The sequence below is a fragment of the Pseudomonas resinovorans NBRC 106553 genome, assembly GCF_000412695.1.
GTDB lineage: Bacteria > Pseudomonadota > Gammaproteobacteria > Pseudomonadales > Pseudomonadaceae > Metapseudomonas > Metapseudomonas resinovorans_A.
Genome location: NC_021499.1, coordinates 807,924 through 834,214, shown reverse-complemented (window position 1 = coordinate 834,214; position 26,291 = coordinate 807,924). Strand labels below are relative to the sequence as shown.

The window sequence follows — 26,291 nt, the reverse complement described above, 5'->3', positions numbered from 1 at the left end:
AGACGACCATGACCAAAGCCGAATTCCCCACCGCCACCCAGCCGCTCGCCGCCCCCGCCCTGGGCGAGCCCTACCTGCTGACCCCCGGCCCGCTGACCACCTCCAAGGCCACCAAGGAAGCCATGCTGCGCGACTGGGGCTCGTGGGACGGCGCCTTCAACCTGGTCACCGCCGAAGTGCGCCAGGAGCTGCTCTCCATGGCCGGCGTGCAGGACGACAGCTTCGCCTGCGTGCCCCTGCAGGGCAGCGGCAGCTTCTCGGTGGAGGCCGCCCTGGCCACCGCCATCCCCCGCGACGGCAAGTGCCTGATCCTGATGAACGGCGCCTACGGCCAGCGCGCCGCCAAGACCCTGGACTACCTCGGCCGCGCCTACCTCACACTGGACAAGGGCGACTATCTGCCGCCGCAACCCGATGAAGTGGACGCCCTGCTGAAAGCCAACCCGGACGTCACCAACGTCTTCCTGGTCCACTGCGAGACCAGCTCCGGCATCCTCAACCCGCTGCGCGAGATCGCCGACGTGGTGAAGGCCCACGGCAAGAGCCTGATCGTCGACGCCATGAGTTCCTTCGGCGCCGTACCGCTGACCATCAACGAAATCCCATTCGATGTGCTGGTGTCCTCGGCCAACAAATGCATCGAAGGCATCCCCGGCTTCGGCTTCGTGATCATCCGTCGCACGGTGCTGGAAGCCGCCAAGGGCCGCGCCCATTCCCTGGCCCTGGATATCTACGAGCAGTGGCTCTACATGGAGCGCACCGGCCAGTGGCGCTTCACCCCGCCGACCCACAGCGTGGTGGCCTTCCGCACGGCGCTGGAGCAACACGCCAGCGAAGGCGGCGTGGCCGGCCGCCTGGCGCGCTACACCCGCAACCGCGACGTGCTGGTGGCCGGCATGCGCGAGATGGGCTTCAAGACCCTGCTGGAAGACCGCTGGCTGTCGCCGATCATCACCACCTTCTTCAGCCCCGAGCACCCGAACTTCGAGTTCAAGCGCTTCTACGAGGAACTGAAGAGCCGCAGCTTCGTCATCTACCCCGGCAAGCTGACCCAGGCCGAAAGCTTCCGCATCGGCTGCATCGGCCAGATCGACGAACACATCGTCCGCCAGTTGCTGCGCGCCATCGGCGACAGCCTGGAGGCCATGGGCGTGGACATGGAGCAAACGACCGCCTGAGCCGGCGGCGAACCTTTACAGGTCGCCCACCGTCCTGAAATGGCTTCCGCTGCGGGTAGCGGGGCCGTGGTGCGGTGACCTTTTTCTGCAACATCCCTGTAGTAAACCAGCCGCTCGGCAACGCCGGGCAGGAGCCATGACCAGCGCCGACATCTATCCACCCGCCTGACGCATCGACCGCTGCCATCTGACCAAGGCCGTGCGTTTAGACAGCCCAGCAGTACTGAAAACAACAACAACCTCCCTATTTGCACTGTCCGGCATACCCACACGGGGTCAGAATCCATGAACAACACAGCAGATGCCTTGCACAGCGGCTGGAAGTCCCTCCAGCGCTGGCGTGTCCAGATATTCCTCATCACCTGGCTGGCCTACGCCGCCTTCTACTTCACCCGCAAGGCCTTCTCCGTCGCCAAACTCGGCATCGGTGAAGACCCGACCTTCGAACTCGACAAGGCCGCCATGGCCAACCTCGACGCCTTGTACCTGGCCGCCTACGCCGTGGGCCAGTTCACCTGGGGCATCTTTGCCGACCGCTTCGGCCCCCGCGTGGTGGTGCTCGGCGGCCTGGTGATCTCGGCGCTGGTGGCCCTCGTCATGGGCACCTTCGCCACCTTGCCGATCTTCGCCACCTGCATGGTGATCCAGGGCCTGGCCCAGTCCACTGGCTGGTCGGGCCTGTGCAAGAACATCGGCAGCTTCTTCGCCACCCGCGAACGCGGTCGCGTGCTGGGCTACTGGAGCACCTGCTACGCCTTCGGCGGCCTGGTGGCCACGCCCTTCGCCGGCTGGTGGGCCTACTCGGTGTTCCAGGACTGGCGCATGGCATTCATCTCCAGCGCCATGGTGGTCGGTGCCGTCGCCGTGCTGTTCTTCTTCCTCCAGCGCAACCGCCCGGAAGATGTCGGCCACGCCCCGGTGGAAGCCCTGCCCGTGAAGGCCAGCGGGCCGCGCGAAGGACACTGGAAGGCCCTGCGCAAGGTGCTGAAGAATCGCACCGTGCTGGTCCTCGGCCTGTCCTACTTCCTGCTCAAGCCGGCGCGCTACGCCATCCTGCTGTGGGGCCCGGTGATCATCTACGAACGCATGCCTTCCATCGGCAAGGTCGCCTCGGCCATCGTCCCCACCGCTTTCGAACTGGCCGGCCTGGTGGGCCCGATCCTCATCGGCTACGCCTCCGACAAGCTGTTCGGCGCCCGCCGCATGCCCGCCTGCGTCCTCAGCCTGGTGGCCCTGACCCTGTGCCTGGCGCTGTTCGTCCCGGCCATGCAGAGCGGCAGCCTGTACCTGGTGGTCGGCCTGCTGTTCATGATGGGCATGACCCTCTACGGCCCCGACTCGATGATCAGCGGCTCGGCCGCCATCGACTTCGGCACCCAGGATGGCGCCGGCACCGCAGCGGGCTTCGTCAACGGCTGCGGCTCGGTGGGCGCCATCCTCGGTGGCCTGCTGCCGGGCTACTTCGACACCGTCACCGTATTCATCGTCTTCACCGCCGCGGCATTGCTGGCCAGCTTGATGCTGGTGCCCTTCTGGAACAGCCGCCCGCAAACCCTGAAAACGCCGGAAGACCTGCCGGCCACTACGCAGCCGGCCATGGCCGTCGCCAAGACCTGAATCCCCTTTCAACTGCAACCCGCTGGAGCCCTCACCATGCAATACAAGCAACCCAAGCAACTGCAAGCCGTGATCCTCGACTGGGCCGGTACCGTCGTCGACTTCGGCTCCTTCGCGCCGACCCAGATCTTCGTCGAGGCCTTCGCCGAGTTCGGTGTCGCCGTGTCCCTGGAAGAAGCCCGTGGCCCCATGGGCATGGGCAAGTGGGACCACATCCGCACCCTCTGCGACATCCCGGCCATCGCCGAACGCTACCGCGCCGCCTTCGGCCGCCTGCCGAGCGACGACGACGTCACCGCCATCTACGAACGCTTCATGCCGCTGCAGATCGAGAAGATCGGCCTGCACTCGGCGCTGATCCCCGGCGCGCTGGAGGCCATCGCCACCCTGCGGGAAGACGGCCTGAAGATCGGCACCTGCTCCGGCTACCCGGCGGTAGTGATGGCCAAGGTGGTGGAAATGGCCCGGGAGAACGGCTACCTGCCGGACCACGTTGTCGCCACCGACGAAGTACCCAACGGCCGCCCGCACCCGGCGCAATCCCTCGCCAACGTCATCGCCCTGGGCATCAGCGACGTGGCCGCCTGCGTGAAGGTGGACGACACCTGGCCGGGCATCCTCGAAGGCCGCAGCGCCGGCATGTGGACCGTTGCCCTGACCTGCTCGGGCAACGCCCTTGGCCTGACGTACGAGCAGTTCAAGGCCCTGCCGAAGGACAAGCTCGACGCCGAGCGCGCGCGCATCGGCCAGATGTTCGAGCCCTCCCGCCCGCACTACCTGATCGACACCATCGCCGAGCTGCCGGCGGTGATCGAGGACATCAACAAGCGCCTGGCCCGAGGCGAGATGCCCCAGGCCAGCTAAGCGGCGCGCTGGAAGCGAAAAGCCCGGCCCCCGAAAGGGGCCGGGCTTTTTCGTTGGCGTAGCTCGTAGGATGGGTTGAGCGAAGCGATACCCATGCGGACCAGGCTGATGGGTATCGCAAGCTCGCGGAACGCCGCCCGACCCATCCTAAGTGGCGTTGCAGAGGCGAATGAATTCGCCCCCACAAGGGAAGGCACGAACCGCCCTACCCCCGCGTCGCAATCGCGTGCTTGCGCAGCTTCCGATACAGGGTGTTGCGGCTGATGCCGAGCTGCTCGGCGGTACGGGTCATGTGCCAGCGCTGGCTTTCCAGGGCGCCGAGCAATGCCGTGCGTTCGGCATCGTCCAGGGGACTGGCCTGGGGTTCGACGGCGGGGGTTGCGGGCACGCCGGCCAGCACCTCGCGAGGCAGGTCGGCCAGGTGGATGATGCCGTCGTCGCAGAGCGCCGCCAGGGTTCGCAGGACGTTGCGCAGCTGGCGCACGTTGCCCGGCCAGTGGTAGTCCAGCAGCGCTTGGCGCGCCTCTTCGACGAGGTGTACCTGCTGGCCTCGCGCTTCCTCGCCCAGCAGATGGTGCAGCAGCTCTGCCTTGTCGCTGCGCTCGCGCAGGGGTGGCAGGTCGATCACCAGCCCATTGAGCCGGTAATAGAGGTCTTCACGGAAGCTGCCGTTGTTCACGCGCTCGCCCAGCTCGCGGTGGGTGGCGCTGACGATGCGTACGTCCACCGCCTGCGCCTCGCCGCCGATGGGCACCACCTGGCGCTCCTCCAGCACCCGTAGCAGGCGCGTCTGCAGCGCCAGGGGCATGTCGCCGATTTCGTCGAGGAACAGGGTGCCGCCATCGGCCTGCTGCAACTTGCCGCGCATGCCTTCCTTGCGCGCGCCGGTGAAGCTGCCGCCGCGATAGCCGAACAATTCGCTTTCGATCAGGGTCTCCGGAATCGCCGCGCAGTTCAGCGCCACGAAGGGCCGCTCGGCCCGCGAGCTGGCCTGGTGCAGGGCACGGGCAAAGGCCTCCTTGCCGGAGCCGGTCTCGCCGTTGATCAACAGCGGCACATCGCGCTCGTAGACCCGCACGGCACGGCGGAAATCGTTCTGCAAGGCGGCGTCGCCCAGGCAGATGCCTGGTCGGGCCGGCTTCGGCTGCTCCAGCGCCACCGCCTGCGGGACACTGCGGTGCACCCCTCGCAGGACCGCGAACAGGGCACGACCATTGCGCGTGCGCAGCGGCCAGCTGGCGGAGGGTTGCGGGTTGGCGCGGGCGAGCAGGTCGTCCAGCCGGCAATCGAAGAAGGCTTCCACCGGTTGGTGCAGCAGGCGCTCACGGGGGCAGCCCAGCAGGTTGATCGCGCTCTGGTTCGCCGCGCTGATCCGCCCTTCCCCGTCGAAGGCCAGCAGGCCCTCGCTGAACAGGCCGACGTACTCGGCCTGCAGGTGGAAACGCAGCAGCCATTGGCCCTCGAAGCGACGCAGGAAGTAACAGCTCTCGATCATCTTCGCCGAGAGGTTCACCAGGGCCATGGTGTGGAACTGGCTCTGGCGTGACAGGTCGTGCCGCGCGGAAGACACGTCGAGCACCGCCATCAGATCGCCCTGGGGGTCGAACACCGGGCTGGCGGAACAGGTGAGGCCGGTGTGACGGCTGCGGAAGTGCTCGTCCTGGTGGATGGTCAGCGCCTGGCGCTCCACCACGCAGGTGCCGATGCCGTTGGTGCCCTCGCGGGCCTCGCTCCAGTCGGCACCGAGCCAGAGCCCGGCGCGCTCGAAGCTGGAACGCTCGGCATGGGCGGTCACGCAGTTGAGGATCACGCCACGGGCGTCGGTGAGCAGCACCGCATGGCCGGCACCGGAGAGCTGTCGATAGAGGTTGTTCATTTCGCCGGTGGCGACGTCCAGCACCTGCTGCATGCGCTCGCGGCATTCGAGCATGCGCCCGTGCTCCAGCACCGCGGGCGCCATGGACTGCGCCGGGTCGAGGCGGTAGTCCTCCAGGCAGCGCAACCAGGAGCGGGCGATCGAAGGGTCGGCGGCAGGCCCGCTGGCCTGCACCTTGCCCTGTGCCAGGGTCAGCACCTGTTCGGTGTGACGGCTGAGGGGGTTCTGCATTGTTATTGTTCTCCAGTGCAGTGCGGGTTTCCGGGAGGCAGCCCGGGCCGTGGCGCGACACCCGCATCGACGCAGCATCCCCTAGCGTGCAGGCCAATGCAATGGCCCGCTGACCCACTGGTCACCTGCTGTGCCAGATGCGTGACAAAGTGTCACTCTGGGTTGTACCGCCCCTGCGACAGCCCACCTCGGGCGCTTTGCGATCTACAACGGAGAACCGCTCTGGCACGGCACTCCTGGCACCTTGGCCCAGGCCTTGCTCAGGATAGACAAACGCCACCGAGAGCCTGTTCACGATCCGCCGAACAGGCAGCGTTCTCTCCAACAATCACAAGAGCCAGGAGAAACACCATGCGTTACGCCCAACCCGGTACCCCCGGCGCTGTCGTTTCCTTCAAGTCCCGCTACGGCAACTTCATCGGCGGCGACTTCGTCGCACCGGTCAAGGGCCAGTACTTCACCAATACCTCGCCGGTGAATGGCCAGCCGATCGCCGAATTCCCCCGCTCCACTGCCGAAGACATCGACAAGGCCCTGGATGCCGCCCATGCCGCCGCCGATGCCTGGGGCAAGACCTCGGTGCAGGACCGCTCCAACGTCCTGCTGAGGATCGCCGACCGCATCGAGCAGAACCTGGAAGTGCTGGCCGTCACCGAGACCTGGGACAACGGCAAGCCGGTACGCGAAACCCTCAACGCCGACATCCCGCTGGCCGTCGACCACTTCCGCTACTTCGCCGGCTGCATCCGCGCCCAGGAAGGCGGCGCCGCCGAAATCAACGAGAACACCGTCGCCTACCACATCCATGAACCCCTGGGCGTGGTCGGGCAGATCATCCCGTGGAACTTCCCGCTGCTGATGGCCGCCTGGAAACTCGCCCCGGCCCTGGCCGCCGGCAACTGCGTGGTGCTGAAACCGGCCGAGCAGACCCCGCTGGGCATCACCGTGCTGATGGAACTGATCGGCGACCTGCTGCCGCCCGGCGTGCTCAACGTGGTGCAAGGCTTCGGCAAGGAAGCGGGCGAGGCCCTGGCCACCAGCAAGCGCATCGCCAAGATCGCCTTCACCGGCTCCACCCCGGTGGGCTCGCACATCCTCAAGTGCGCCGCCGAGAACATCATCCCCTCCACCGTGGAGCTGGGTGGCAAGAGCCCGAACATCTACTTCGAGGACATCATGTCCGCCGAGCCGGCCTTCATCGAGAAGGCCGCCGAAGGCCTGGTGCTGGCCTTCTTCAACCAGGGCGAGGTATGCACCTGCCCGTCCCGCGCGCTGGTGCAGGAATCCATCTACCCGGCGTTCATGGCCGAGGTGATGAAGAAGGTCAACGCCATCAAGCGCGGCGACCCGCTGGACACCGACACCATGGTCGGCGCCCAGGCTTCCCAGCAGCAGTTCGAGAAGATACTCTCCTACCTCGACATCGCCCAGAAGGAAGGCGCGGAAGTGCTCACCGGCGGCGCCGTGGAGAAGCTGGAGGGCAGCCTGGCCACCGGTTACTACATCCAGCCGACCCTGCTCAAGGGCAACAACAAGATGCGCGTGTTCCAGGAAGAGATCTTCGGCCCGGTGGTGGGCGTCACCACCTTCAAGGACGAGGCCGAGGCCCTGGCGATCGCCAACGACACCGAGTTCGGCCTCGGCGCCGGCCTCTGGACCCGCGACATCAACCGCGCCTACCGCATGGGTCGCGGCATCAAGGCCGGCCGCGTGTGGACCAACTGCTACCACCTGTACCCGGCCCACGCCGCGTTCGGTGGCTACAAGAAATCCGGCGTCGGCCGTGAAACCCACAAGATGATGCTCGACCACTACCAGCAGACCAAGAACCTGCTGGTGAGCTACGACATCAACCCGCTGGGCTTCTTCTGATCCCCGGCACCCCATGAAAAAACGCGGCCTCGGCCGCGTTTTTTCGTTGTGGACGCCCCATTTCGCAGGGTGCGGAAAAAGACATCGTTGCGGGTGGACCACGCTTCACCGGCCCACCATCGGGGCCCGGCATCGCACCGCTGGTGGATGGAAAAGCGCCATCCACCCTACGGATGGGGACTAACGCTTTGCCGCAGGGTGCGCCATGCGCACCTCCCACCCTGCCTGGTTCTGTAGGGGCGAATTCATTCGCCAAGCAGCCCGGAGGGCTGCCCTAGCGCTCATCCCCCCGCCACTGCCTCGGGCTCACGCCGAACCAGCGGCGGAAGGCGCGGGAAAAGGCACTGGTCTCGGAATAGCCGAGCAGGGGCGCCAGCTCGGAGATGGGCCGCTGGCGTTGCCGCAGGTAGTGCAGCGCCAGCTCGCGGCGCGTGCGTTCCACCACTTGGCTGAAGCACAGGTTCTCCTCGCGCAGGCGCCGCTGCAGGCCGGCCGGAGTCAGCTCCAGGCGTTCGGCGATGCGCTCCAGGCAAGGTTCCCCCTCGGCCAGGGCCAGGCGGATCTGGGTCCCGGCCTCTTCCACCAGGCTCGGGCCCACGCCCTGCTCGCCCAGGCGACGGATCACGTCCTGGAACAGGAACAGCAGGTTCGGATCACCCTCGGGCATCGCGCGCCCTTGCACATCGCCCTTGGGCAGCAGCATGAAGTTGCACGGACGGCCGAACTGCACCGGCGCGCCGAAGGCCTCGCCATGCTCGCGCCAACCCTCGGGCCGTTCATGCTCGAAGGCCACCGCACGCGGCGTCCAGTCGTGACCCAGCACATGGCGCACCAGGTTCAGCGCCATGCCCATGGTCAGCTCGGCGTCCTGGCGGCGATCGAGGATGGCGCCATGGCGCACCTGGTAGTCGAAGCGGTAGCACTCGCCGCAATCCACCAGGCGGATCAAGGTGCTGTGCTGGTGATAGGGGAAGGCCGCGGCGAAGTTCTTCAGGGCTTCCTCCAGGGTGCTGGAGAACAGCCCCACATAGCCCAGCAGGCCGAGGTCGCGGGGCTGGAACTGCTGGCCGTAGCGCAGCCCGAAATTGTCGCAGCCGGACTGCCGCGCCGCCTCCTCCAGCACCTGGCAGTAGTTGGTCAGGGCCAGGCTGAGGGTCGGGTGCAACAGGCGTTCGGGGTCGATGCCGGCACGACCGAAGATGCGATCCAGGTCGCCACCCTGCCCGGTGATGAAACGGTCGAGCCCGCTGGCCGCCGCCGATAGCACACCGACGTTTCCGGCCATGGGTGCGTGCAAGGCGGCTGTGGAAAACAGGGACTGGCTCATCAGGGACCACCGATTCTTTTTTGAACGCTCAATCAAGCAAAACCCATGCCCTTGCAAGTATTCCGTACCAGGGGCCTCGCGGCCCCGTCCCAGGGCCCGGGGCGGGCCATTTGTGGGCACCGGCGAGGTCCCCGCCCCCTGTCGGAGCACGCCAACTGGGGTGATGGGTAACAGCTCGACACAAATTGACCGCAGGCGCCGCACAGCGTCTTCCAGGGTCAAGTCCCGGGGAGGGTCGCTGGATAAGATCGGGGCTGGTCATCCACCCACCACGCCCGCCCCGGGCAGAGGAACCCCGATGAGCACAACAACACTAAAACCCACGCTCGGCACCCTGCACCTCTGGGGCATCGCGGTCGGCCTGGTAATCTCCGGCGAGTACTTCGGCTGGAGCTACGGCTGGGGCACGGCCGGCACCCTGGGCTTTCTGGTCACCGCCCTGCTGGTGGCCACCATGTACACCTGCTTCATCTTCAGTTTCACCGAACTGACCACCGCCATCCCCCATGCCGGCGGCCCCTTCGCCTACAGCCGCCGCGCCTTCGGCGAGAAGGGCGGACTGATCGCCGGGATCGCCACCCTGATCGAATTCGTCTTCGCCCCGCCGGCCATCGCCATGGCCATCGGCGCCTACCTCAACGTGCAGTACCCCGGGCTCGATCCGAAGCACGCGGCGGTGGGCGCGTACGTCATCTTCATGACCCTGAACATCCTCGGCGTGAGCATCGCCGCCACCTTCGAGCTGGTGGTCACCGTGCTCGCCGTGGCCGAGCTGCTGGTGTTCATGGGCGTGGTGGCGCCGGGCTTCAGCTTCTCCAACTTCGTGCTCAACGGCTGGGCCGGTTCCGACCAGTTCAGCAGCGAGGCGATTTCCGGCATCTTCGCCGCCATTCCCTTCGCCATCTGGTTCTTCCTCGCCATCGAGGGCGCGGCCATGGCGGCGGAGGAAGCCAAGGACCCGAAACGCACCATCCCGCGCGCCTACATCGCCGGCATCCTGACCCTGGTATTCCTCGCCATCGGCACCATGGTGATGGCCGGCGGCGTGGGCGACTGGCGCCAGCTTGCGAACATCAACGATCCGCTGCCCCAGGCCATGAAGGCCGTGGTGGGCAATGATTCCACCTGGATGCACATGCTGGTGTGGATCGGCCTGTTCGGCCTGGTGGCCAGCTTCCACGGCATCATCCTCGGCTACTCGCGGCAGTTCTTCGCCCTGGCCCGCGCCGGCTACCTGCCCAGCGGCCTGGCCAAGCTGTCGCGCTTCCGCACCCCGCATCGCGCCATCATCGCCGGCGGCGTGGTGGGTATCGCCGCGATCTACAGCGACGGCCTGATCAACCTGCAGGGCATGAGCCTGACCGCCGCGATGATCACCATGAGCGTGTTCGGCGCCATCGTGATGTACATCATCAGCATGCTCAGCCTGTTCAAGCTGCGTCAGAGCGAGCCGCACCTGGAGCGCAGCTTCCGCGCCCCCGGCTACCCGGTGGTGCCGGCCATCGCCCTGGTGCTGGCCGTGGTCTGCCTGCTGGCGATGGCCTGGTTCAACACCCTGGTCGGCGGCATTTTCCTTGCATTCATGGCTGCCGGGTATGTCTACTTCCAGTTCACCGCCCACCATCGCGCCAGCGCACCGGCCGATGCCCTGCTGAACCGCGCCTGACCCTGCCACGCCCCGCTGCGTGGCGGCGGGGCGCTTCATCGAGGAGTGCCACGAGTGAGCAGTTTTTCCCATAACGTCGGCGGCGAGACCTGGCGTTTCGACAGCCTCAAGGAAGTCATGGCCAAGGCCAGTCCGGCCCGCTCCGGCGACTACCTGGCCGGCGTCGCCGCCGCCAGCGATGGCGAACGGGTCGCGGCGCAGATGGCCCTGGCCGACATCCCGCTCAAGCACTTCCTCGACGAGGCCCTGATTCCCTACGAGGAAGACGAAGTCACCCGGTTGATCATCGACGGACACGACCGCGCCGCCTTCGCCCCGGTCAGTCACCTGACGGTGGGCGGCCTGCGCGACTGGCTGCTCAGCGAGCACGCCGACGAAACCAGTCTGCGCGCCCTGGCCAAGGGCCTGACGCCGGAGATGGCCGCCGCCGTGTCGAAGATCATGCGCGTGCAGGACCTGGTCCTGGTGGCGCAGAAGATCCGCGTGGTCACGCGCTTTCGCAACACCATGGGCCTGCGCGGGCGGCTCTCCACCCGGCTGCAGCCCAACCATCCCACGGACGAGCCGGCCGGCATCGCCGCGAGCATTCTCGACGGCCTGCTCTACGGCAACGGCGACGCCATGCTCGGCATCAACCCGGCCACCGACAGCATCGCGTCCATCTGCGCCATGCTGGAAATGCTCGACGCCATCATCCAGCGCTACGAGATCCCCACCCAGGCCTGCGTGCTGACCCACGTCACCACCTCCATCGCCGCCATCGAACGCGGCGTGCCCCTGGACCTGGTGTTCCAGTCCATCGCCGGCACCCAGGCGGCCAACGCCAGCTTCGGCGTGAGCCTTGAGGTCCTCCGCGAAGGCTACGAGGCGGGCCTGTCGCAGAAGCGCGGCACCCTGGGCAACAACCTGATGTACTTCGAGACCGGCCAGGGCAGCGCGCTCTCGGCCAACGCCCACCACGGCGTCGACCAGCAGACCTGCGAGGCCCGCGCCTACGCCGTGGCCCGCCACTTCAACCCCTTCCTGGTGAACACGGTGGTGGGCTTCATCGGCCCGGAGTACCTCTACAACGGCAAGCAGATCATCCGCGCCGGCCTGGAGGACCACTTCTGCGCCAAGCTGCTGGGTGTGCCCATGGGCTGCGACATCTGCTACACCAACCACGCCGAAGCCGACCAGGACGACATGGACACCCTGCTCACCCTGCTGGGGGTGGCCGGGATCAACTTCATCATGGGCATCCCCGGCTCCGACGACGTGATGCTCAACTACCAGACCACCTCCTTCCACGATGCGCTCTACGCGCGCCAGAGCCTGGGCCTGAAGCCCGCGCCGGAGTTCGAGGCCTGGCTGGAACGCATGGGTATCCTGGTGCAGAACGATGGCCGCGTGATCCTCGGCGACCAGTTGCCGCCCGCCTTCCGCCAAGCCATCGCGCGCCTGGCCTGACCCCGAGGAGAGACGAATGAAGCGCCCCACCTCCGGCCACACCAGCAACCCCTGGGAGGAACTGCGTCGCCTGACCCCGGCGCGCATCGCCCTGGGCCGCGCCGGCATCAGCCTGCCGACCCACGCCCAGCTCAACTTCCAGTACGCCCATGCCCAAGCGCGGGACGCGGTGCACCTGCCCTTCGACCATGGCGCCCTCAGCCACGCGCTGGCCGAACGTGGCCGCGCCAGCCTGCTGCTGCACAGCGCCGCGGGCGACCGCGATACCTACCTGCAACGCCCCGACCTCGGCCGACGCCTGGCCGCCGCCTCGCGGGAGCAGCTGCTGCAGCACGCCCAGGCCAACCCGGACGGCTACGACCTCGCCGTGGTCGTGGCCGACGGGCTCTCCGCCCTGGCCGTGCAGCGCCACAGCCTGCCGTTTCTCGAACGCATGGAGGATCAGGCCCTGGCCGAGGGCTGGTCGCTCTCGCCGGTGGTGCTGGTGCAGCAGGGCCGCGTGGCGGTGGCCGACGAGGTGGGCGAGCTGCTGAACGCGAAAATGGTGGTGATCCTGATCGGCGAACGCCCCGGCCTCAGCTCGCCGGACAGCCTCGGCCTGTATTTCACCTGGGCGCCCAAGGTGGGGCTCACCGATGCCTACCGCAACTGCATCTCCAATGTGCGCCTGGAAGGCCTCAGCTACGGCATGGCCGCGCACCGCCTGATGTACCTGATGCGCGAGGCCTGCCGCCGCCAGCTCTCGGGGGTCAACCTGAAGGACGAAGCCGAACTGCCGAGCCTCTCCGGCGAGCCGGATCGCACCCTGGCCGGCAATTTCCTGCTGGCCGGCGACCATCACTGAGACCGGGAACGCGGCCAAACGGCCGCGACCGCTCTGCACCGCCGGTCGCCGCGCCATACGCGGCAGCTGATCCTCGGCTAGACAAAAAATAGGCCGCCTTCGAGCGGCCATCGTCTGCTGACCATCAGGAGCAACCGCGATGCAACCATCTCCCCGAAGCGCCCTGGCGCTGGCGGTTTCGGCCATCCTCAGCCTGCCCGCACTCGCCAGCGAGCAATCGGAATCCCAGGGTTTCATCGAAGACGCCGACGCCACCCTGCTGCTGCGCAACGCCTACTTCAACCGAGACTTCAAGGACGGCGCCGCCGACGCCAGGACCTGGGGCCAGGCCTTCATCGGTACCTTCGAGTCGGGCTTCACCCAGGGCACCATCGGCCTGGGCGTCGACGCCTTCGGCCTGCTCGGGGTGAAACTGGACAGTGGCCGTGGCCGCAACTACAGCGCCTTCTTCGACACCGACAGCGAGGGCCGCCCGGTGGACGACCTGTCCCAGGCCGGCGCTGCGGTGAAGCTGCGCGTCTCCAACACCGTGATCAAGTACGGCAACCAGTTCCCGTCCATGCCCGTACTGGCCTATGACGACAGCCGCCTGCTGCCGCAGTCCTTCACCGGCACCCTGCTCACCAGCAAGGAAATCGAGGGCCTGGAGCTGAACGCCGGCCGCTTCACCGGCGACAGCCCCATGGGCGACCCGGCCCGCGACCCCAACCGCCTCAAGAGCATCGACGTGCTCGGCGGCAACTACACCGTCAGCGACGATCTCAGCGTGGCGCTGTACCACTCCGACATCGAGGACATGTACAAGCGCTACTACGGCAACTTCAACTACAACATCCCCTTCAGCGACCTGCAGGCGCTGAACTTCGACTTCAACATCTACCGCACCAAGTACGACGACAGCTCCCCCGCCGCCCTGGCCTTCGGCGGCGATGGCCAGGATGACCGCAACACCATCTGGAGCCTGGCGGCCAAGTACAGCTTCGGCGCCCACGCCCTGATCCTCGCCCACCAGCGCAACACCGGCGACGCCGGCTTCGCCTACGACTTCGGCGACGGCGGCAGCTCCATCTACCTGGCCAACTCCTATTACTCCGACTTCAACCTGAAGGACGAGCGCTCCTGGCAGGCCAGCTACGAGCTGGACTTCGGCACCTACGGCGTGCCGGGCCTCTCCTACAAGTTCGCCTACGTGCGCGGCAGCAATATCTCGGTGGTGGGCGACGACAACGCCACCGAGCGCGAGATCTTCAACCAGTTCAAGTACGTGGTGCAGGAGGGCGCGGCCAAGGATCTGTCCTTCAAGCTGCGCAACTCCATCTACCGCGCCGACAACGATGTGGGTCCGGACCTCAATGAAGTCCGCGCCTTCATCGAGTACCCGCTGAACGTCCTCTGATGCACGCCCCGCCCCGGAGCCAAGGGCTCCAGGACGGGGCATGCCACCCCATCGGAATATTCGTCCAGATGCCGTCGTACTGACGCACAGCGGTATCGGACATCCCCCGACAACGCCCGCGGTTCGATTAGGGAACCATCTGCAACGGTGCGTGTACCTGGTTTTTCCAGGCATGCGCAGAACAAGAAGCCGCCTCGCGGCAACTCTACAAACCGTTGGAGCCCAATCGATGAAACTCACTGCACTCAGCCTGGCCGTCCTCGCCACCATCAGCCTGCCGCTGATGGCCAGCGAACAATCCAGGTCCCAGGGCCTGGTGGAAGACGCCAAGGCCAACCTGCTGCTGCGCAACGCCTACTTCAACCGTGACTACAAGGACAACGTCAGCGATGCCAAGAGCTGGGGCCAGGCCTTCATCGGCACCGTCGAGTCGGGCTTCACCCAGGGCACCGTCGGCGTCGGCTTCGACGCCTTCGGCCTGCTCGGGGTGAAACTGGACAGCGGTCGTGGCCGCAACTACAGCGACTTCTTCGACACCGAGAGCGACGGCCGCCCGGTGGACGACCTGTCCCAGGCCGGCGCGGCAGTGAAGCTGCGGGTTTCCAACACCGTGATCAAGTACGGCAACCAGTTCCCCTCCCTGCCCGTGCTCGCCTATGACGACAGCCGCCTGCTGCCGCAGTCCTTCACCGGCACCCTGCTCACCAGCAACGAAATCGAAGGCCTGGAACTGAACGTCGGCCGCTTCACCGGCGACAGCCCCATGGCCGACCCGGCCCGCGACCCCAACCGCCTCAAAAGCATCGACGTGCTCGGCGGCAGCTACGCGGTCAGCGACAACCTGAACGTGTCGCTGTACCACTCCGACATCGAGGACATGTACAAGCGCTACTACGCCAACACCAACTACAACATCCCCTTCAGCGACCAGCAGGCGCTGAACTTCGACTTCAACATCTACCGCACCAAGTACGACAACGGCTCGGTCGCCGCCCTGGCCTTCGGCGGCGACGGCCAGAACGACCGCAACACCATCTGGAGCCTGGCGGCCAAGTACAGCCTCGGCGCCCACGCCTTCCTCCTCGCCCACCAGCGCAACACCGGTGATGCCGGCTACGCCTTCGACTTCGGTGACGGCGGCAACGCCATCTACCTGGCCAACTCCTACTACGCCGACTTCAACCTGAAGGACGAGCGCTCCTGGCAGGCGAGCTACGAGCTGGACTTCGCCACCTACGGCGCGCCGGGCCTGAACTACAAGTTCGCCTACGTGCGCGGCAGCCAGATCGACGTCGGCCCGGGCAGCACCGGCAGCGAGCGCGAGATTTTCAACCAGGTGAGCTACGTGCTGCAGGAAGGTCCGGCCAAGGACCTCTCGTTCAAGCTGCGCAACTCGATCTACCGCGCCGACAACAGGGTCGGTCCGGACCTCAATGAAATCCGCGCGTTCATCGAATACCCCCTGAGCATCCTCTGACGCCGTGCCGGCCTCGCTTCAACCGCCTTGCGCGGTTGCCTTGAGGCCGGCCAGCAGCAGCTTCTGGTACAGCTGCTCGCGCAGGCCCGCCGGCGCGAGCAGTCCCATCCGCTCCAGGTGCTCGGCGTAGAGCGCCGGCTCCGGCAGGTCGAACAATGCGGCCCGGCCAAGATCGAGAATCTCCCCCAGTTTCAACTTGCTCCTGAGCCAGCGCAGGGCCCGCAACAGCTCCTGCTCCACCGGGGTGAAGTCGCATCCCAGCGGATACTCGGGGAACAAGTGGGGAAACTCGGCGCGCAGGGCCTCCAGGCGCCAGGGCGTGTTCTGCCGCCATGCCGGCTCCAGCTCGAAATCCTCGGGCAGCTTGCCCGCCAGCTGCGCCTCGGCGATCAGCCCATCCTGGAAACGCGAGTCGGCGATGCGCAACAGCGCGGTGATGACCTCTGCGTCGTTCTTGCCGCGCAGGTCGGCGATGCCGTACTCGGTGACCACCAAATCCCGCAGGTGCCGGGGAATCGTGGTGTGGCCGTAGTCCCAGACGATGTTCGAGCTCACCTCACCGCCTGATTCGCGCCAACTGCGTAGCATCAGGATGGCCCGCGCGCCCTCCAGCTCATGGGCCTGGGCAATGAAATCGAACTGCCCGCCGACACCACTGAGCACGCGGCCATCCTCCAGCTGGTCGGCGGCGCTGGCGCCCAGCAGGGTGACCTTGAAGCAGCTGTTGATGAAGCGCGCGTCGCGCCGTTGCAGCCGTTTCAGCGGTTCATCGCCAAGCAGCCGATTGACCTGGCTGATGGGGCTCATGACGATCCGCTCGCGGCGTTCCTCGCTCAGCTCGCCCAGGCGCCGGTAGAAGCTCAGGGGTCCGAGGAAAAAGCCGCTGTGCACCAGGGCCGCGCCCCTGGCCCGGCCCCAATAGGGTTGCAGCTCCGGGTTGTGGATATCACAGGCGCTGCTGCGCCAGTCCGGCAGCCGCAGGCGCCCTTCCTCGAAGCGGATATCCGCGTCCAGCAGGCCGTGGCGCTGCAGCCAGGCCAGTCCCTGGGCATCCAGACCACCGGGCAGCCGCGCGGCCAGGGCATCCAGGTCGACGACGGCGCCGTCGCCATCGAGGATGCCGGCGTCGGCCAGGCGCTGCAGCTCGATATCGGCATACACCGGGCGCCGCAGGATGCCCGCCTCCAGCAGCACCAGCAGGCCGAAGAGGAACATCTCGCTGTTCGCGTAGAGCCCCTGGTGGAACGGCCCCAGGCCGCCCTCGCGCGCGATCAGGCCGCCCCAGCGGTCGGGCACGTCCATCGCGGCCAGCAACGCACGGTAGCCGGTACTGTCGGCCTGGCGGACCAGCAGCGCGGCGGTCAGGGCGTCGGACATGGCGCCTATGCCCATCTGCAGGGTGCCGCCATCGCGCACCAGGGTGCTGGCGTGCAGGCCGATGGCATGGTCCTGGGGGCTCACCGGCATGTTCGGGGTGGAGAACAGGCGACTGCGTTCGACCCGGTCCAGCACCAAGTCGAAGCAGTCGGCATCCAGCTCCGCCGGGCCCGGCATATAGGGCAGCTCGGCGTGTTGCTGGGCCACCAGCAGGATGGTCTCGCCCCGGGCCCGACGCTGGCGCAGGCCGGGAAGCAGGTCGAGGGTGATGTCCGGGTTGCAGCTCAGGCTGAAACGCCCCGGGCTCTGCGGTCGAGCAGCCACCAGCTGGGCGATCAGGTTGATGCCCTTGCGCTGCAGGTCGGCGGCCACCTGGCTGTAGTTGAGGCTGACGTAGTGCTGCTGGGCCTGGGGGTTGTCCAGCTGGCTGCCGGGGTTGAGGTAGAACTCCTCCACCGTCACGTTGGCCGGCAGCTCGCCACAGCGCAGGTCGCTGAGGTAGTCGAGCTCCAGGTAATCGGCGAACACCCGCCGCAGGAAGGGCCCGCTGAAGCGCTGCTCCAGTTCGCTGCCGGGCTGCGGCTTGGCCAGGGACAGCGCGGTGTAGATGGTCAGTTGCCGTTCCGGCAGCGCCTTGACCCGCTGGTAGAGCGCATTGACGAAGCGGTTCGGCTTGCCGAGCCCCAGGGGCAGGCCAAGGCGCAGCGGGCCGTCGATGCGTTCGAGCACCTGTTCGACGGCCTGGTCCAGTGAGCAGCGGAGCATGGCGTTCTCCTTCGCATGTGCCGATTTGCCTTGGACCCTGGCGCCGGTCGGATTGCTCATTTCGCCGCAACCATTCAAACGCTTGCTTGGATTGCGCTTTCCATAATTTCTAGTGCAGCATCGACAGTGCTGGCTGGCACATCCCCTGCATCGCCATTCACGTCAATCAACAGATACCGAGGCCCAACATGCGCATCGTCCAAGCCACCCTGGAGCACCTGGACCTGCTTACGCCGCTGTTCGTGAGGTACCGTGAGTTCTATGGTGAACTGCCCTTCCCGGAGTCCTCGAAAAAATTCCTCGAGAAGCGCCTGAGCCGTAAGGAATCGGTGATCTACCTGGCCTTCCCGGATGACGACGACACCCGTCTGCTGGGCTTCTGCCAGCTCTATCCGAGCTTCTCCTCCCTGTCCCTGAAGCGCGTGTGGATCCTCAACGACATCTACGTCGCCGAAGACGCCCGCCGCCAACTGGTGGCCGATCGCCTGCTGCAAACCGCGAAGAAGATGGCGCGGGAAACCAACGCCGTGCGCATGCGCGTGTCCAGCAGCGTGAGCAACGAGGTGGCGCACAAGGTGTACGAATCCATCGGATTCCACGAAGACACCGAGTTCAAGAACTACATCCTGCCGATCAACAGCGACTGATCGCACCGCACAAGCCCGGCCGGTCCGGGCTTGAGTCGTCCTACCCCAGCCCCATCCACAGGCCCAACCCCAGCAGCAGCGGAACCGCGAGCAGCAGCGCCACGGTCAACGGCCGGGAGCTGCGTCGCTCGCGTGCCGGCTTGCGCCTACGCGCCTGCTCCATGAGCCGTTCCAGGGCCACCTGGAATTCCGACAAGGCCTCATAGCGCGCCCGTGGTTGCGGCGACAGCGCCTTGGCCAGCACGCCATCCCAGCCGTCGGGCACCCCACGCACGCGGCCGCCCAGGGGGACGTAGCGACTCGCCTGGCCGCCCTCGGGCCGCGCCGCCTCCGGCCACTGGCCGCCAAGCAGCCAATAGCCCAGTGCCGCCAGGGCGAACTGATCGGCGCTGCCATCCAGGGCCCGTTCGTGGCGCAGCTCCGGGGCCAGCGGAATGGCCTGGGCCGGCGCCGCTTGCCGCGCGACGCCGGGCAGGATGGCCGCGAACTCCGGCAACAGCAGCAGTTGGCCACGCTCATCCAGCAGTATCTGCCGCGGGTTGAGCCAGAGCCCCTGCATGCCGCGCCGCTGCAATGAGCGCACCGCCTCGATCAACTGCACCAGAATGGACAGCGTGGCCTCGGCATCCAGCGGCCCGCGACCATCGCGCAGCCTGGCCAGGCTCTGGGCACCGGCCGGCGGCATGGCGTAGAGCAGGAAGGCATGACGCCGCACCTGACGCGGCGACAGCACCTGCGGCAGGGTCGCCACCGGGCTGCGGCGCATCACCCATTCACGCTGCCAGAAGGCCTCGTCGGCATCCCCCTCGGCCAGCCAGAGCAAGGCCTCGCGCCCCTCCTCCGCCGCGCGGAACAGGCGCCCCGGCGGGCCGTAGTCGCAGGGCGCGAGCAGACGCCAACCATCCACTTCCTGCCCCAGGGTGGCGGCGGCGAGCTTCGGCCTCTGCCCGGCCGAGGCCTGGGGCGGCAGGTAATGAGGCTCTCCCGGCAAGACCAGGGCCGCCGCGCCGGGCGCGCTGAGCAGCGGTTCCAGCAGGCTGCCCAGTTGACCCGAGCGCAGGCCGCTGGAGGATTCGCGCAGGGCGCGCAGGTCGGCCACCTCCAGCAGCGGCTGGGGGGCCAGCAACAGCGGTTGATGGGGAGCAAGCGGCAGGCTGTGCTGGGTCAGCGCCAGCTCCGCCTGGCTGCCCAAGGGGTTGTCGCGGCCCACCAGGACCTGTTCCTGATCGCCCTGGAAGCGCACCAGGCCTATGGCGCCGGCCTGGAGAAAATGCGCCTCGCCGTCCTGCACCAGCAACAGGCCGGCGCTCAGTTCGGGAAGCCGCTCGCCCGCCTGGCGGCGACGAAACAATTGGAGATTGAGCGCCGCCAGCACCTGCCGCGCCGCCTGGGTTTCACTCCAGCCTTCGGGGGTGCAGCCGTAGTCGGCGAACAGCGCATCCAGGTATTGCCCCAGCATTTGCACCACGGTGGTGCACGAGCGTCCCCAGAGCAGGGCCACCAGCAACACGGGCGGACGCCCCTGGCGCCCCGCCACCCAGGTGGCGCGAGCCCTGGCCGCCTGGCTGGGCAGGTCCAGGCCGTGCCCTTGGGCCAGGCTCACGGCGGGGTGTTCCAGTAGCTGCAAGGCCATGGCAGGCATCCTGATCCGGGAAAACAATGGAAACAGTTGCAGCCTTTATGCCGTTCACCATTCGGCCATTGCCCAGGCGGCGGCGCAGGACTTTTCCCTATAATGCGGGGGTTACCGCCCTCTCCCGCCGCTCCACTGCACAAGGCGTCTCATGGATTTCAACCCGATCGACCTCATCCTGCACCTGGACCAATACCTCAATCTGCTGGTCACCAATTACGGAACCTGGATCTACGCCATCCTCTTCCTGGTCATCTTCTGCGAGACGGGCTTGGTGGTGATGCCCTTCCTGCCCGGCGACTCCCTGCTGTTCATCGCCGGCGCCGTCAGCGCCGGTGGCGCCATGGACCCCTGGCTGCTGGGCGGCCTGCTGATGATCGCCGCCATCAGTGGCGACAGCCTCAACTACCTGGTCGGGCGTACGGCGGGCGAGCGCCTGTTCAGCAACCCCGACTCGAAGATCTTCCGCCGCGACTACCTGCAACGCACCCACGAGTTCTACGACCGCCACGGCGGCAAGACCGTGACCCTGGCGCGCTTCCTGCCCATCGTGCGGACCTTCGCCCCCTTCGTCGCTGGCGTGGGCCGCATGCCCTATCCGCGCTTCTTCGCCTTCAGCGTGCTCGGCACCATCCTCTGGGTGGGCGGCCTGGTCACCCTGGGCTTCTTCTTCGGCAACGTTCCCTTCATCAAGCAGAACCTGTCGCTGATGGTGGTCGTGGTCATCGGCCTGTCGCTGCTGCCGATGCTGATCGGCATGCTGCGCAGCCGCTTTCGCCCAGCCGCCAAGCGCGCCCAGCAGTCGCACTGAGCCACGCGCCATGTGGTCCTTCCGCACCTGGCGCCGCCGGCGCATCCTCGCTCGCAACCCGGTCGACCCACAGCAGTGGGCGGCCCTGCGCCGGCGCCTGCCGATCCTCGACGGCCTGGACGAGGCCGAAGACCAGCGCCTGCGCGAGCGCTGCGTGCTGTTTCTGCACACCAAGCGCATCAGCGCCCTGCCCGGCGTCGAGCTGTCCACCGAGGACCGCCTGCAACTTGCCGCCCAGGCCCAGCTGCCGCTGCTGCACCTGCCGGACCTCGACTGGTACCAGGGCTTCCACGAACTGGTGCTCTACCCCGACGACTTCGTCAGCCCGCAACGCCATCGCGACGCCGCCGGCGTGGAACACGAATGGGATGACGAGCGCAGCGGCGAGGCCTGGCAGTTCGGCCCGGTGATCCTCGCCTGGCCCGGCGTGCGCGCCAGCGGCGGCTGGGACGGCTACAACCTGGTGATCCACGAACTCGCGCACAAGCTCGACATGCTCAACGGCTCGCCCAACGGCCTGCCGCCGCTGCACCGCGACATGCGCCAATCCGACTGGGCCCTGGCCATGCAGACGGCCTACGACTCGCTGAACGAAGCGCTGGACCGCGACCCCGACGCCGCGCCCCCCATCGACCCGTACGCCGCCGAAGACCCGGCGGAGTTCTTCGCCGTCGCCAGCGAGTACTTCTTCACCGCCCCGGATCTGCTGGATGAGGCCTTCCCCGCCGTCTACCGCCAGCTCCAGGCCTTCTACCGGCAGGACCCCCTGGCCCGCCTCAAGCGCCTGCAGGACCGACATCCGGACTACCGCGACGCGACCAATGGATGAGCAGAACTGCGTGGCATCGGCCTTTTAATGTGCCTATAATCGCGCCCACTTTTTTGGCCCCACCCCTGGGAGTTGACCATGAGCTACAGCAAGATCCCGGCTGGCAAAGACCTGCCGAACGACATCTACGTCGCGATCGAGATTCCGGCCAACCATGCGCCGATCAAATATGAAATCGACAAGGACAGCGACTGCCTGTTCGTCGACCGCTTCATGGCCACCCCGATGTTCTATCCGGCCAACTACGGCTACATCCCCAACACCCTGGCTGACGACGGCGATCCCCTGGACGTGCTGGTCGTCACCCCCTACCCGGTGGCTCCGGGTTCCGTCATCCGCGCCCGTCCGGTCGGCGTCCTGCACATGACCGACGAAGCCGGTGGCGACGCCAAACTGCTGGCCGTTCCCCACGACAAGCTGAGCGTCCTGTACAAGGACGTGAAGGAATACACCGACCTGCCGGCCCTGCTGCTGGAGCAGATCAAGCACTTCTTCGAGAACTACAAAGACCTCGAGAAAGGCAAGTGGGTGAAAGTCGAAGGCTGGGGCAACGCTGACGCCGCCCGCGCCGAGATCACCAAAGCGGTCGCCGCTTACCAGAAGTAAGCCCTGCGGGGGTCACCCCGCCAGCGGCACAGAAAGCCCGGCCCATGCCGGGCTTTTTTGTGCCTGGCCGCAACAAAGAGCAGCGGATTCGCCGCGCTCGTCCGCCCTTGATGCCAGCGCGCGTCGACCATCTACACTTGTTCGATAGCAAAATATCGCCCTGCCAAGACCTTGGCGGGCGGGCCACGGCGTCAGAACGAGGAGGGCAAGGGATGAGGAAATTGCGATCGGGCATGCTCGCCCTGGTGGCATGCGTGACTCTGGCAACGGCATCAGGCATTGCCCGCGCCGCAGAGGTGCCGCTGGTCACCGGCGAGCAATGGACGCAGTCGTCGGAGCAGGTCAAGAAGGCCTATCTCGTCGGCATCGCCAACGCCTACCAGGTGGAAGCGGCCTTCCACGGATCGAAGCCGCCAGCCGATGACCGAAGCCTGATTCCCCGTTTCGGCAGGGGCATGAAGGGCCATTCGCTCGACTCCGTGCGCGAAGGGCTCGACCGCTGGTACGCCGCCCACCCCGAGCACGTGACCCGCCCCGTCATCGAGACCATCTGGTTCGAGATGGTCGTACCCGGCCTGAAGCAGAACCCCTAGCGGAGGCGAAGATGAAGCGATTCCTATGGTTTGCCGCAGCCCTCACCCTGATGAGCGCGATGGGCTGCACCAACATGAGCTCACGCCAACAGGGCACCATGAGCGGCGCGGCCATTGGCGCCGCAGCCGGCGCCGGCATCGCCGCGATCGCCGGCGGCAGTGCCTGGACTGGCGCCGCCATTGGCGGTATCGCCGGCGGGGTGGCCGGCAACATCAGGGGCGGCAAGCAGTAATGACCGACGCGCGTTACAGCCAAACGCCTCAGTGAGGTATAGTGCGCGCCACTTGGCGGCAACACATCGCCTTGGTGTAGCGGGAGTAGTGCAAATTTGCTACATTCCGCGCCCTCAGCAGAGCTAAGCACCTGATCTGCAAACGAAATCTAAAGTGGTTGGCGCTTACCAAAAATAAGCCCCGACCTCTCACGGAAAGCCGGCCACAAGCCGGCTTTTTTATTGTCCGCAGTTTTTCGCAACTATCCGCAAAGCCTAGATTCCACGCGGCTTTCAGCCTAATAATTGTCCGCAGGCGTTCGCCCTAACCTGCCCCTTGCCGCGAAAAAGTGGGGGAACAAGTGGGGGAACAGAAACAGCGGGTCGGAGCAGAACATGGGCAAGCTGAACCCCAAACAGGTCGAGAATCTGGCCGAGCCTGGCACCTACGAAGACGGCGACGGTTTGCGTCTTGTGGTGAAGGCCACCGGACGCAAGTCATGGGTGCTGCGCTTTCAGCTCAACGGCAAGCGCCGTGAGATGGGGCTAGGCGGCTTTCCCGAGGTGGGCTTGAAGGCAGCCCGTCTGGCCGCTGCCGATCAGCGCAAACTGCTGGCCGCTGGTGCCGACCCCATGGCAGCCCGTGACGCCGAACGCGAGCGGCAGCGCGAGGTGCAGCGCCAGCAGGAAGCCAAGCGCCGCGACTTCAAGTCGCTGGCGACCGAGTACATGGAGGCCCATGGGGCGAGCTGGTCGGACAAATGGCGCAAGGGCTGGATGCGCAAACTGGAGCTGTACGCCTTCCCCGTTATCGGCACTCTCCCCGCCAGCGCCATCGACACCGAGCACATCTTGCAGGTGCTGAAACCGATATGGGCGACCAAGACCCGCACGGCTGATGAAGTACGTGGCCAAATTGAAGCCGTCTTGGCCGCCGCCAAGACCCGCAGACTGCGCGACGGCGACAACCCTGCGCTCTGGCGGGGGAACCTGGAGAACCTGCTGGGCCGGGCCGAGAAGAAGAAAGCTCGCAAACGCCAGCACTTCCCCGCAATGAACTGGCGCGACGTGCCGGGACTGATGGTACGGCTGGCGCAGATCGAAGGCCGGGACGCACTGGCCGCCCGCCTGCTGATCCTGACTGGCGCCCGCTTGAAAATGATCCGCTTTGCTGCCTGGCCTGAATTCGATCTGGCAGCCGGCGTATGGTCGTTGCCCGCCGACCGGATGAAGGTGCGCCAAGCCTTCGATATTCCCCTGCCTGCGCAAGTGGTCGAGTTGCTGGAGTCCATGCCACGCATTGAGGGCAGCCAGTATCTGTTCCCCGGCCAGGGCAAGACCGGCGTACTGCACGCCAACGCAATCCGCAACCTGTTGCACCGCTTGGGGCATGAAGACATCACCCGCCATGGCTTCCGGTCGAGCTTCCGCGACTGGGCAAACGAGCGCACCCATTATCCGCGCGAAGTCTGCGAGCTGGCGCTGGCCCATGACGAGCGCGACCAGACCGAGGGCGCCTATTCCCGATCCGATTTTTTCGAGAAACGCCGCGCCTTGATGGCCGACTGGGCGCAGTACGCGACCACCCCGCCAGCGGGGAACGTGATTCAGGGCGGCTTCAAGCGCGCCTGACTGAGCACCGGCCAGCCTAGTCCGACGTGACAAACAGCGGACTTCCCACCCGCCTGGTTGGCCGGCTACTTCAAAAAGTGGGGCACCTGAGAGAGCAAGAGATTGAGCAAGACAGTAGAAGCTTGGGGATCGCAGGCTAAGGCACTTCCGTTGGCCAACGTGGCTAGCATGCTAAGGGACGAGCAAGAAGAATTGGTTCAGTTGGTTACGGCGGGCCGGCTGAGCGTTTGCGTGAACGCGCCACCCCAGCTCGGGCTGTGGCGTGTAGCCGGGCTATGGGATGAAGAGCCCAGGCATGCAAGGCAATTTCCAGGGAGTTACGGCCGTCTCTCAACGCGAGAAGCCTGCGAATGCCTAGCCGAAGGGTCTGTCACGGTCTACTCGCTCAACTTGGAGCCTGCCAGCCTGGTGCGATACTCGGACGACAGCCAGACGGTGTGCACGCCTCTCTCTAGCACTGCGCCAGACGGCATTCGTTTCCAGGCCTCTGATCTTCTGGTAAGCCAGACTGAGTATGAGCGTTTTGTGAGCACCAACCCCGCGATCAACGTCCCATGCGAGTCGGATGCCTCCCTTGGCGCCCAGCTACGAAGCATTCGCAAGGACTCGGCAGCCAAGCCACGCGAAGACCGCTCGGCCAGGGAGATCGAGCGCCAGCGATGGCGAGCGAAGGCCGCGGAGATTCAGGCGGCGAGAAAGGAGCCCGCCAGCAAAAGACTGCTTGCCGAACTGGTAAAACAGCATCTCAATCTGCCCGACTCATTCGAAACCATCCGCAAAGCCCTGTCCGCTGGGTAAGTGGGTTGGGTGAGAAATTAGTGGGTTGGGTGCATAGGGCTTACCCAGAAAAGCCTGATTTCATGCGGTCGTCCGCCCCACACCGGGGCTTACCTAGAGGTAACGACGATGGCCGCAAAGACTCAACAGTCCCGCCGTATCATGCGCCTGCCGACTGTGAAGGAAAAATCCGGCTTGGGCCGCACCATGATTTACGACCTGATGAAAGAGGGGCGCTTCCCGAAGTGCCGCCGCATCGCTGGTTCGCACATCGTCGGCTGGGACAGCTGGGAGATTGAGGCCTGGGTTGCCGAGCAGCTGGGCGAGGACGCCTAAATGAAAAAGGCCACGCCTCCCGAAGAAGAACGCAGCCCGTCGCACGGCCATGATACCAGCACCGCAGCCCAGTGCATTCACCTGCTGGAGCATCTGTACCTTAGCCTGGTGGACAGCATCGCTGCCCGCCGGGAGCTGAACATTATGAACGCCTACCTGGAGCGAAAGGGGTGGCTGGCTGCCAAGATCGAAGCGCGGGACGCAGAATGAGCCAAGCATCCCGCCTTACTCCCGTCGTAAGCACGAATGCCCGCATTCGGACTTCCTCCACGGCCG

At 66.3% G+C, this 26,291-nt stretch carries 23 protein-coding genes; 19 read left to right on the top strand and 4 right to left on the bottom strand.

Translation table 11 applies throughout. The features are described 5' to 3' along the window. Nucleotides 1–8 precede the first annotated feature (8 nt). From PCA10_RS03835 to phnX, 3 genes are all read left to right on the top strand, one after another. On the top strand, nt 9–1,178 hold the full coding sequence (locus PCA10_RS03835; RefSeq protein ID WP_016490710.1) for a 2-aminoethylphosphonate--pyruvate transaminase: 1,170 nt from the start codon (nt 9–11) through the stop codon (nt 1,176–1,178). 285 nt (nt 1,179–1,463) lie between these two features. Beyond that, nucleotides 1,464–2,795 carry an MFS transporter gene (locus PCA10_RS03830; RefSeq protein WP_051148021.1) on the top strand — a complete coding sequence of 444 codons (1,332 nt, stop codon included), beginning with the start codon at nt 1,464–1,466 and terminating at the stop codon, nt 2,793–2,795. Nucleotides 2,796–2,831: 36 nt separating this feature from the next. Then, nucleotides 2,832–3,659 carry a phosphonoacetaldehyde hydrolase gene (gene phnX / locus PCA10_RS03825; RefSeq protein ID WP_016490708.1) on the top strand — a complete coding sequence of 276 codons (828 nt, stop codon included), beginning with the start codon at nt 2,832–2,834 and terminating at the stop codon, nt 3,657–3,659. Nucleotides 3,660–3,864: 205 nt separating this feature from the next. Here the strand turns inward: phnX and PCA10_RS03820 are convergent, their stop codons facing one another. Next, nucleotides 3,865–5,766, bottom strand: coding sequence for a sigma-54-dependent Fis family transcriptional regulator (locus tag PCA10_RS03820; protein WP_016490707.1), 1,902 nt, complete (start codon nt 5,764–5,766; stop codon nt 3,865–3,867). Between the two features lie 351 nt (nt 5,767–6,117). Between PCA10_RS03820 and exaC the strand changes: the two genes are divergently transcribed. Next, on the top strand, nt 6,118–7,638 hold the full coding sequence (exaC, locus tag PCA10_RS03815; RefSeq protein ID WP_016490706.1) for an acetaldehyde dehydrogenase ExaC: 1,521 nt from the start codon (nt 6,118–6,120) through the stop codon (nt 7,636–7,638). 274 nt (nt 7,639–7,912) lie between these two features. Here the strand turns inward: exaC and qhpR are convergent, their stop codons facing one another. Next, nucleotides 7,913–8,965, bottom strand: coding sequence for an AraC-like transcriptional regulator QhpR (gene qhpR / locus PCA10_RS03810; protein WP_016490705.1), 1,053 nt, complete (start codon nt 8,963–8,965; stop codon nt 7,913–7,915). Between the two features lie 298 nt (nt 8,966–9,263). On the opposite strand from qhpR, the gene eat reads away from it, so the two are divergent. The 5 genes from eat to PCA10_RS03785 all read left to right on the top strand — a co-directional run bounded on the left by eat (nt 9,264) and on the right by PCA10_RS03785 (nt 15,797). Continuing rightward, a complete protein-coding gene (eat, locus tag PCA10_RS03805; protein WP_016490704.1) occupies nt 9,264–10,631 on the top strand; it encodes an ethanolamine permease in 1,368 nt (455 codons plus the stop codon). Between the two features lie 54 nt (nt 10,632–10,685). Beyond that, nucleotides 10,686–12,080 (top strand): ethanolamine ammonia-lyase subunit EutB, encoded by a 1,395-nt coding sequence (locus tag PCA10_RS03800; protein ID WP_016490703.1) that lies wholly within the window; start codon nt 10,686–10,688, stop codon nt 12,078–12,080. A 16-nt stretch (nt 12,081–12,096) separates the two neighbouring features. Continuing rightward, nucleotides 12,097–12,924: an ethanolamine ammonia-lyase subunit EutC gene (gene eutC, locus PCA10_RS03795; RefSeq protein WP_016490702.1), complete on the top strand. Its 828-nt coding sequence runs from the start codon at nt 12,097–12,099 to the stop codon at nt 12,922–12,924. A gap of 139 nt (nt 12,925–13,063) precedes the next feature. Continuing rightward, nucleotides 13,064–14,320 carry an OprD family porin gene (locus PCA10_RS03790; RefSeq protein ID WP_016490701.1) on the top strand — a complete coding sequence of 419 codons (1,257 nt, stop codon included), beginning with the start codon at nt 13,064–13,066 and terminating at the stop codon, nt 14,318–14,320. Between the two features lie 229 nt (nt 14,321–14,549). Beyond that, nucleotides 14,550–15,797, top strand: coding sequence for an OprD family porin (locus tag PCA10_RS03785; protein ID WP_016490700.1), 1,248 nt, complete (start codon nt 14,550–14,552; stop codon nt 15,795–15,797). An 18-nt stretch (nt 15,798–15,815) separates the two neighbouring features. Here PCA10_RS03785 and PCA10_RS03780 read toward each other — a convergent pair whose 3' ends face one another. Then, entirely contained in the window at nt 15,816–17,939 is a 2,124-nt protein-coding gene (locus tag PCA10_RS03780) for an acetyl-CoA hydrolase/transferase C-terminal domain-containing protein (protein WP_016490699.1), read from the bottom strand. 188 nt (nt 17,940–18,127) lie between these two features. Here PCA10_RS03780 and PCA10_RS03775 point away from each other — a divergent pair, with 188 nt between their 5' ends. Then, entirely contained in the window at nt 18,128–18,586 is a 459-nt protein-coding gene (locus PCA10_RS03775) for a GNAT family N-acetyltransferase (RefSeq protein WP_016490698.1), read from the top strand. Between the two features lie 40 nt (nt 18,587–18,626). On the opposite strand, the gene PCA10_RS03770 is transcribed toward PCA10_RS03775, so the two are convergent. After that, nucleotides 18,627–20,219 (bottom strand): serine/threonine-protein kinase, encoded by a 1,593-nt coding sequence (locus PCA10_RS03770; protein ID WP_016490697.1) that lies wholly within the window; start codon nt 20,217–20,219, stop codon nt 18,627–18,629. A gap of 151 nt (nt 20,220–20,370) precedes the next feature. On the opposite strand from PCA10_RS03770, the gene PCA10_RS03765 reads away from it, so the two are divergent. The 9 genes from PCA10_RS03765 (at nt 20,371) to PCA10_RS03725 (ending at nt 26,225) form a co-directional block, all read left to right on the top strand. Beyond that, nucleotides 20,371–21,030, top strand: a complete 660-nt coding sequence (locus PCA10_RS03765) for a DedA family protein (RefSeq protein ID WP_016490696.1) — start codon at nt 20,371–20,373, stop codon at nt 21,028–21,030. Nucleotides 21,031–21,040: 10 nt separating this feature from the next. Continuing rightward, nucleotides 21,041–21,859 (top strand): M90 family metallopeptidase, encoded by an 819-nt coding sequence (locus PCA10_RS03760; protein ID WP_016490695.1) that lies wholly within the window; start codon nt 21,041–21,043, stop codon nt 21,857–21,859. Nucleotides 21,860–21,937: 78 nt separating this feature from the next. Next, the gene (gene ppa, locus PCA10_RS03755) at nt 21,938–22,465 is read left to right on the top strand and encodes an inorganic diphosphatase (protein WP_016490694.1); all 528 of its coding nucleotides are present in this window, start codon (nt 21,938–21,940) and stop codon (nt 22,463–22,465) included. A gap of 212 nt (nt 22,466–22,677) precedes the next feature. Then, nucleotides 22,678–23,058: a hypothetical protein gene (locus PCA10_RS03750; protein ID WP_016490693.1), complete on the top strand. Its 381-nt coding sequence runs from the start codon at nt 22,678–22,680 to the stop codon at nt 23,056–23,058. Between the two features lie 11 nt (nt 23,059–23,069). Beyond that, nucleotides 23,070–23,291, top strand: a complete 222-nt coding sequence (locus PCA10_RS03745; protein WP_016490692.1) for a hypothetical protein — start codon at nt 23,070–23,072, stop codon at nt 23,289–23,291. Between the two features lie 375 nt (nt 23,292–23,666). Next, nucleotides 23,667–24,902 carry a tyrosine-type recombinase/integrase gene (locus PCA10_RS03740; protein WP_016490691.1) on the top strand — a complete coding sequence of 412 codons (1,236 nt, stop codon included), beginning with the start codon at nt 23,667–23,669 and terminating at the stop codon, nt 24,900–24,902. Between the two features lie 525 nt (nt 24,903–25,427). After that, a complete protein-coding gene (locus PCA10_RS30140; RefSeq protein ID WP_144276941.1) occupies nt 25,428–25,700 on the top strand; it encodes a hypothetical protein in 273 nt (90 codons plus the stop codon). 108 nt (nt 25,701–25,808) lie between these two features. Further along, nucleotides 25,809–26,015 carry a helix-turn-helix transcriptional regulator gene (locus tag PCA10_RS03730; RefSeq protein ID WP_016490689.1) on the top strand — a complete coding sequence of 69 codons (207 nt, stop codon included), beginning with the start codon at nt 25,809–25,811 and terminating at the stop codon, nt 26,013–26,015. After that, the gene (locus tag PCA10_RS03725; protein WP_016490688.1) at nt 26,016–26,225 is read left to right on the top strand and encodes a hypothetical protein; all 210 of its coding nucleotides are present in this window, start codon (nt 26,016–26,018) and stop codon (nt 26,223–26,225) included. The last annotated feature ends 66 nt before the right edge of the window (nt 26,226–26,291 follow it).

Bases quoted from the DNA above. Each gene is read 5' to 3' on its own strand.
- PCA10_RS03820 (WP_016490707.1), bottom strand. From the start codon at position 5,766: ATGCAGAACCCCCTCAGCCGTCACACCGAACAGGTGCTGACCCTGGCA.
- PCA10_RS03740 (WP_016490691.1), top strand. From the start codon at position 23,667: ATGGGCAAGCTGAACCCCAAACAGGTCGAGAATCTGGCCGAGCCTGGC.
- eat (WP_016490704.1), top strand. From the start codon at position 9,264: ATGAGCACAACAACACTAAAACCCACGCTCGGCACCCTGCACCTCTGG.
- PCA10_RS03750 (WP_016490693.1), top strand. From the start codon at position 22,678: ATGAGGAAATTGCGATCGGGCATGCTCGCCCTGGTGGCATGCGTGACT.
- PCA10_RS03725 (WP_016490688.1), top strand. From the start codon at position 26,016: ATGAAAAAGGCCACGCCTCCCGAAGAAGAACGCAGCCCGTCGCACGGC.
- exaC (WP_016490706.1), top strand. From the start codon at position 6,118: ATGCGTTACGCCCAACCCGGTACCCCCGGCGCTGTCGTTTCCTTCAAG.
- PCA10_RS03835 (WP_016490710.1), top strand. From the start codon at position 9: ATGACCAAAGCCGAATTCCCCACCGCCACCCAGCCGCTCGCCGCCCCC.
- phnX (WP_016490708.1), top strand. From the start codon at position 2,832: ATGCAATACAAGCAACCCAAGCAACTGCAAGCCGTGATCCTCGACTGG.
- PCA10_RS03790 (WP_016490701.1), top strand. From the start codon at position 13,064: ATGCAACCATCTCCCCGAAGCGCCCTGGCGCTGGCGGTTTCGGCCATC.
- PCA10_RS03770 (WP_016490697.1), bottom strand. From the start codon at position 20,219: ATGGCCTTGCAGCTACTGGAACACCCCGCCGTGAGCCTGGCCCAAGGG.
- eutC (WP_016490702.1), top strand. From the start codon at position 12,097: ATGAAGCGCCCCACCTCCGGCCACACCAGCAACCCCTGGGAGGAACTG.
- qhpR (WP_016490705.1), bottom strand. From the start codon at position 8,965: ATGAGCCAGTCCCTGTTTTCCACAGCCGCCTTGCACGCACCCATGGCC.
- PCA10_RS03760 (WP_016490695.1), top strand. From the start codon at position 21,041: ATGTGGTCCTTCCGCACCTGGCGCCGCCGGCGCATCCTCGCTCGCAAC.
- PCA10_RS03775 (WP_016490698.1), top strand. From the start codon at position 18,128: ATGCGCATCGTCCAAGCCACCCTGGAGCACCTGGACCTGCTTACGCCG.
- PCA10_RS03830 (WP_051148021.1), top strand. From the start codon at position 1,464: ATGAACAACACAGCAGATGCCTTGCACAGCGGCTGGAAGTCCCTCCAG.
- PCA10_RS03780 (WP_016490699.1), bottom strand. From the start codon at position 17,939: ATGCTCCGCTGCTCACTGGACCAGGCCGTCGAACAGGTGCTCGAACGC.
- ppa (WP_016490694.1), top strand. From the start codon at position 21,938: ATGAGCTACAGCAAGATCCCGGCTGGCAAAGACCTGCCGAACGACATC.
- PCA10_RS03765 (WP_016490696.1), top strand. From the start codon at position 20,371: ATGGATTTCAACCCGATCGACCTCATCCTGCACCTGGACCAATACCTC.
- PCA10_RS03730 (WP_016490689.1), top strand. From the start codon at position 25,809: ATGGCCGCAAAGACTCAACAGTCCCGCCGTATCATGCGCCTGCCGACT.
- PCA10_RS03785 (WP_016490700.1), top strand. From the start codon at position 14,550: ATGAAACTCACTGCACTCAGCCTGGCCGTCCTCGCCACCATCAGCCTG.
- PCA10_RS03745 (WP_016490692.1), top strand. From the start codon at position 23,070: ATGAAGCGATTCCTATGGTTTGCCGCAGCCCTCACCCTGATGAGCGCG.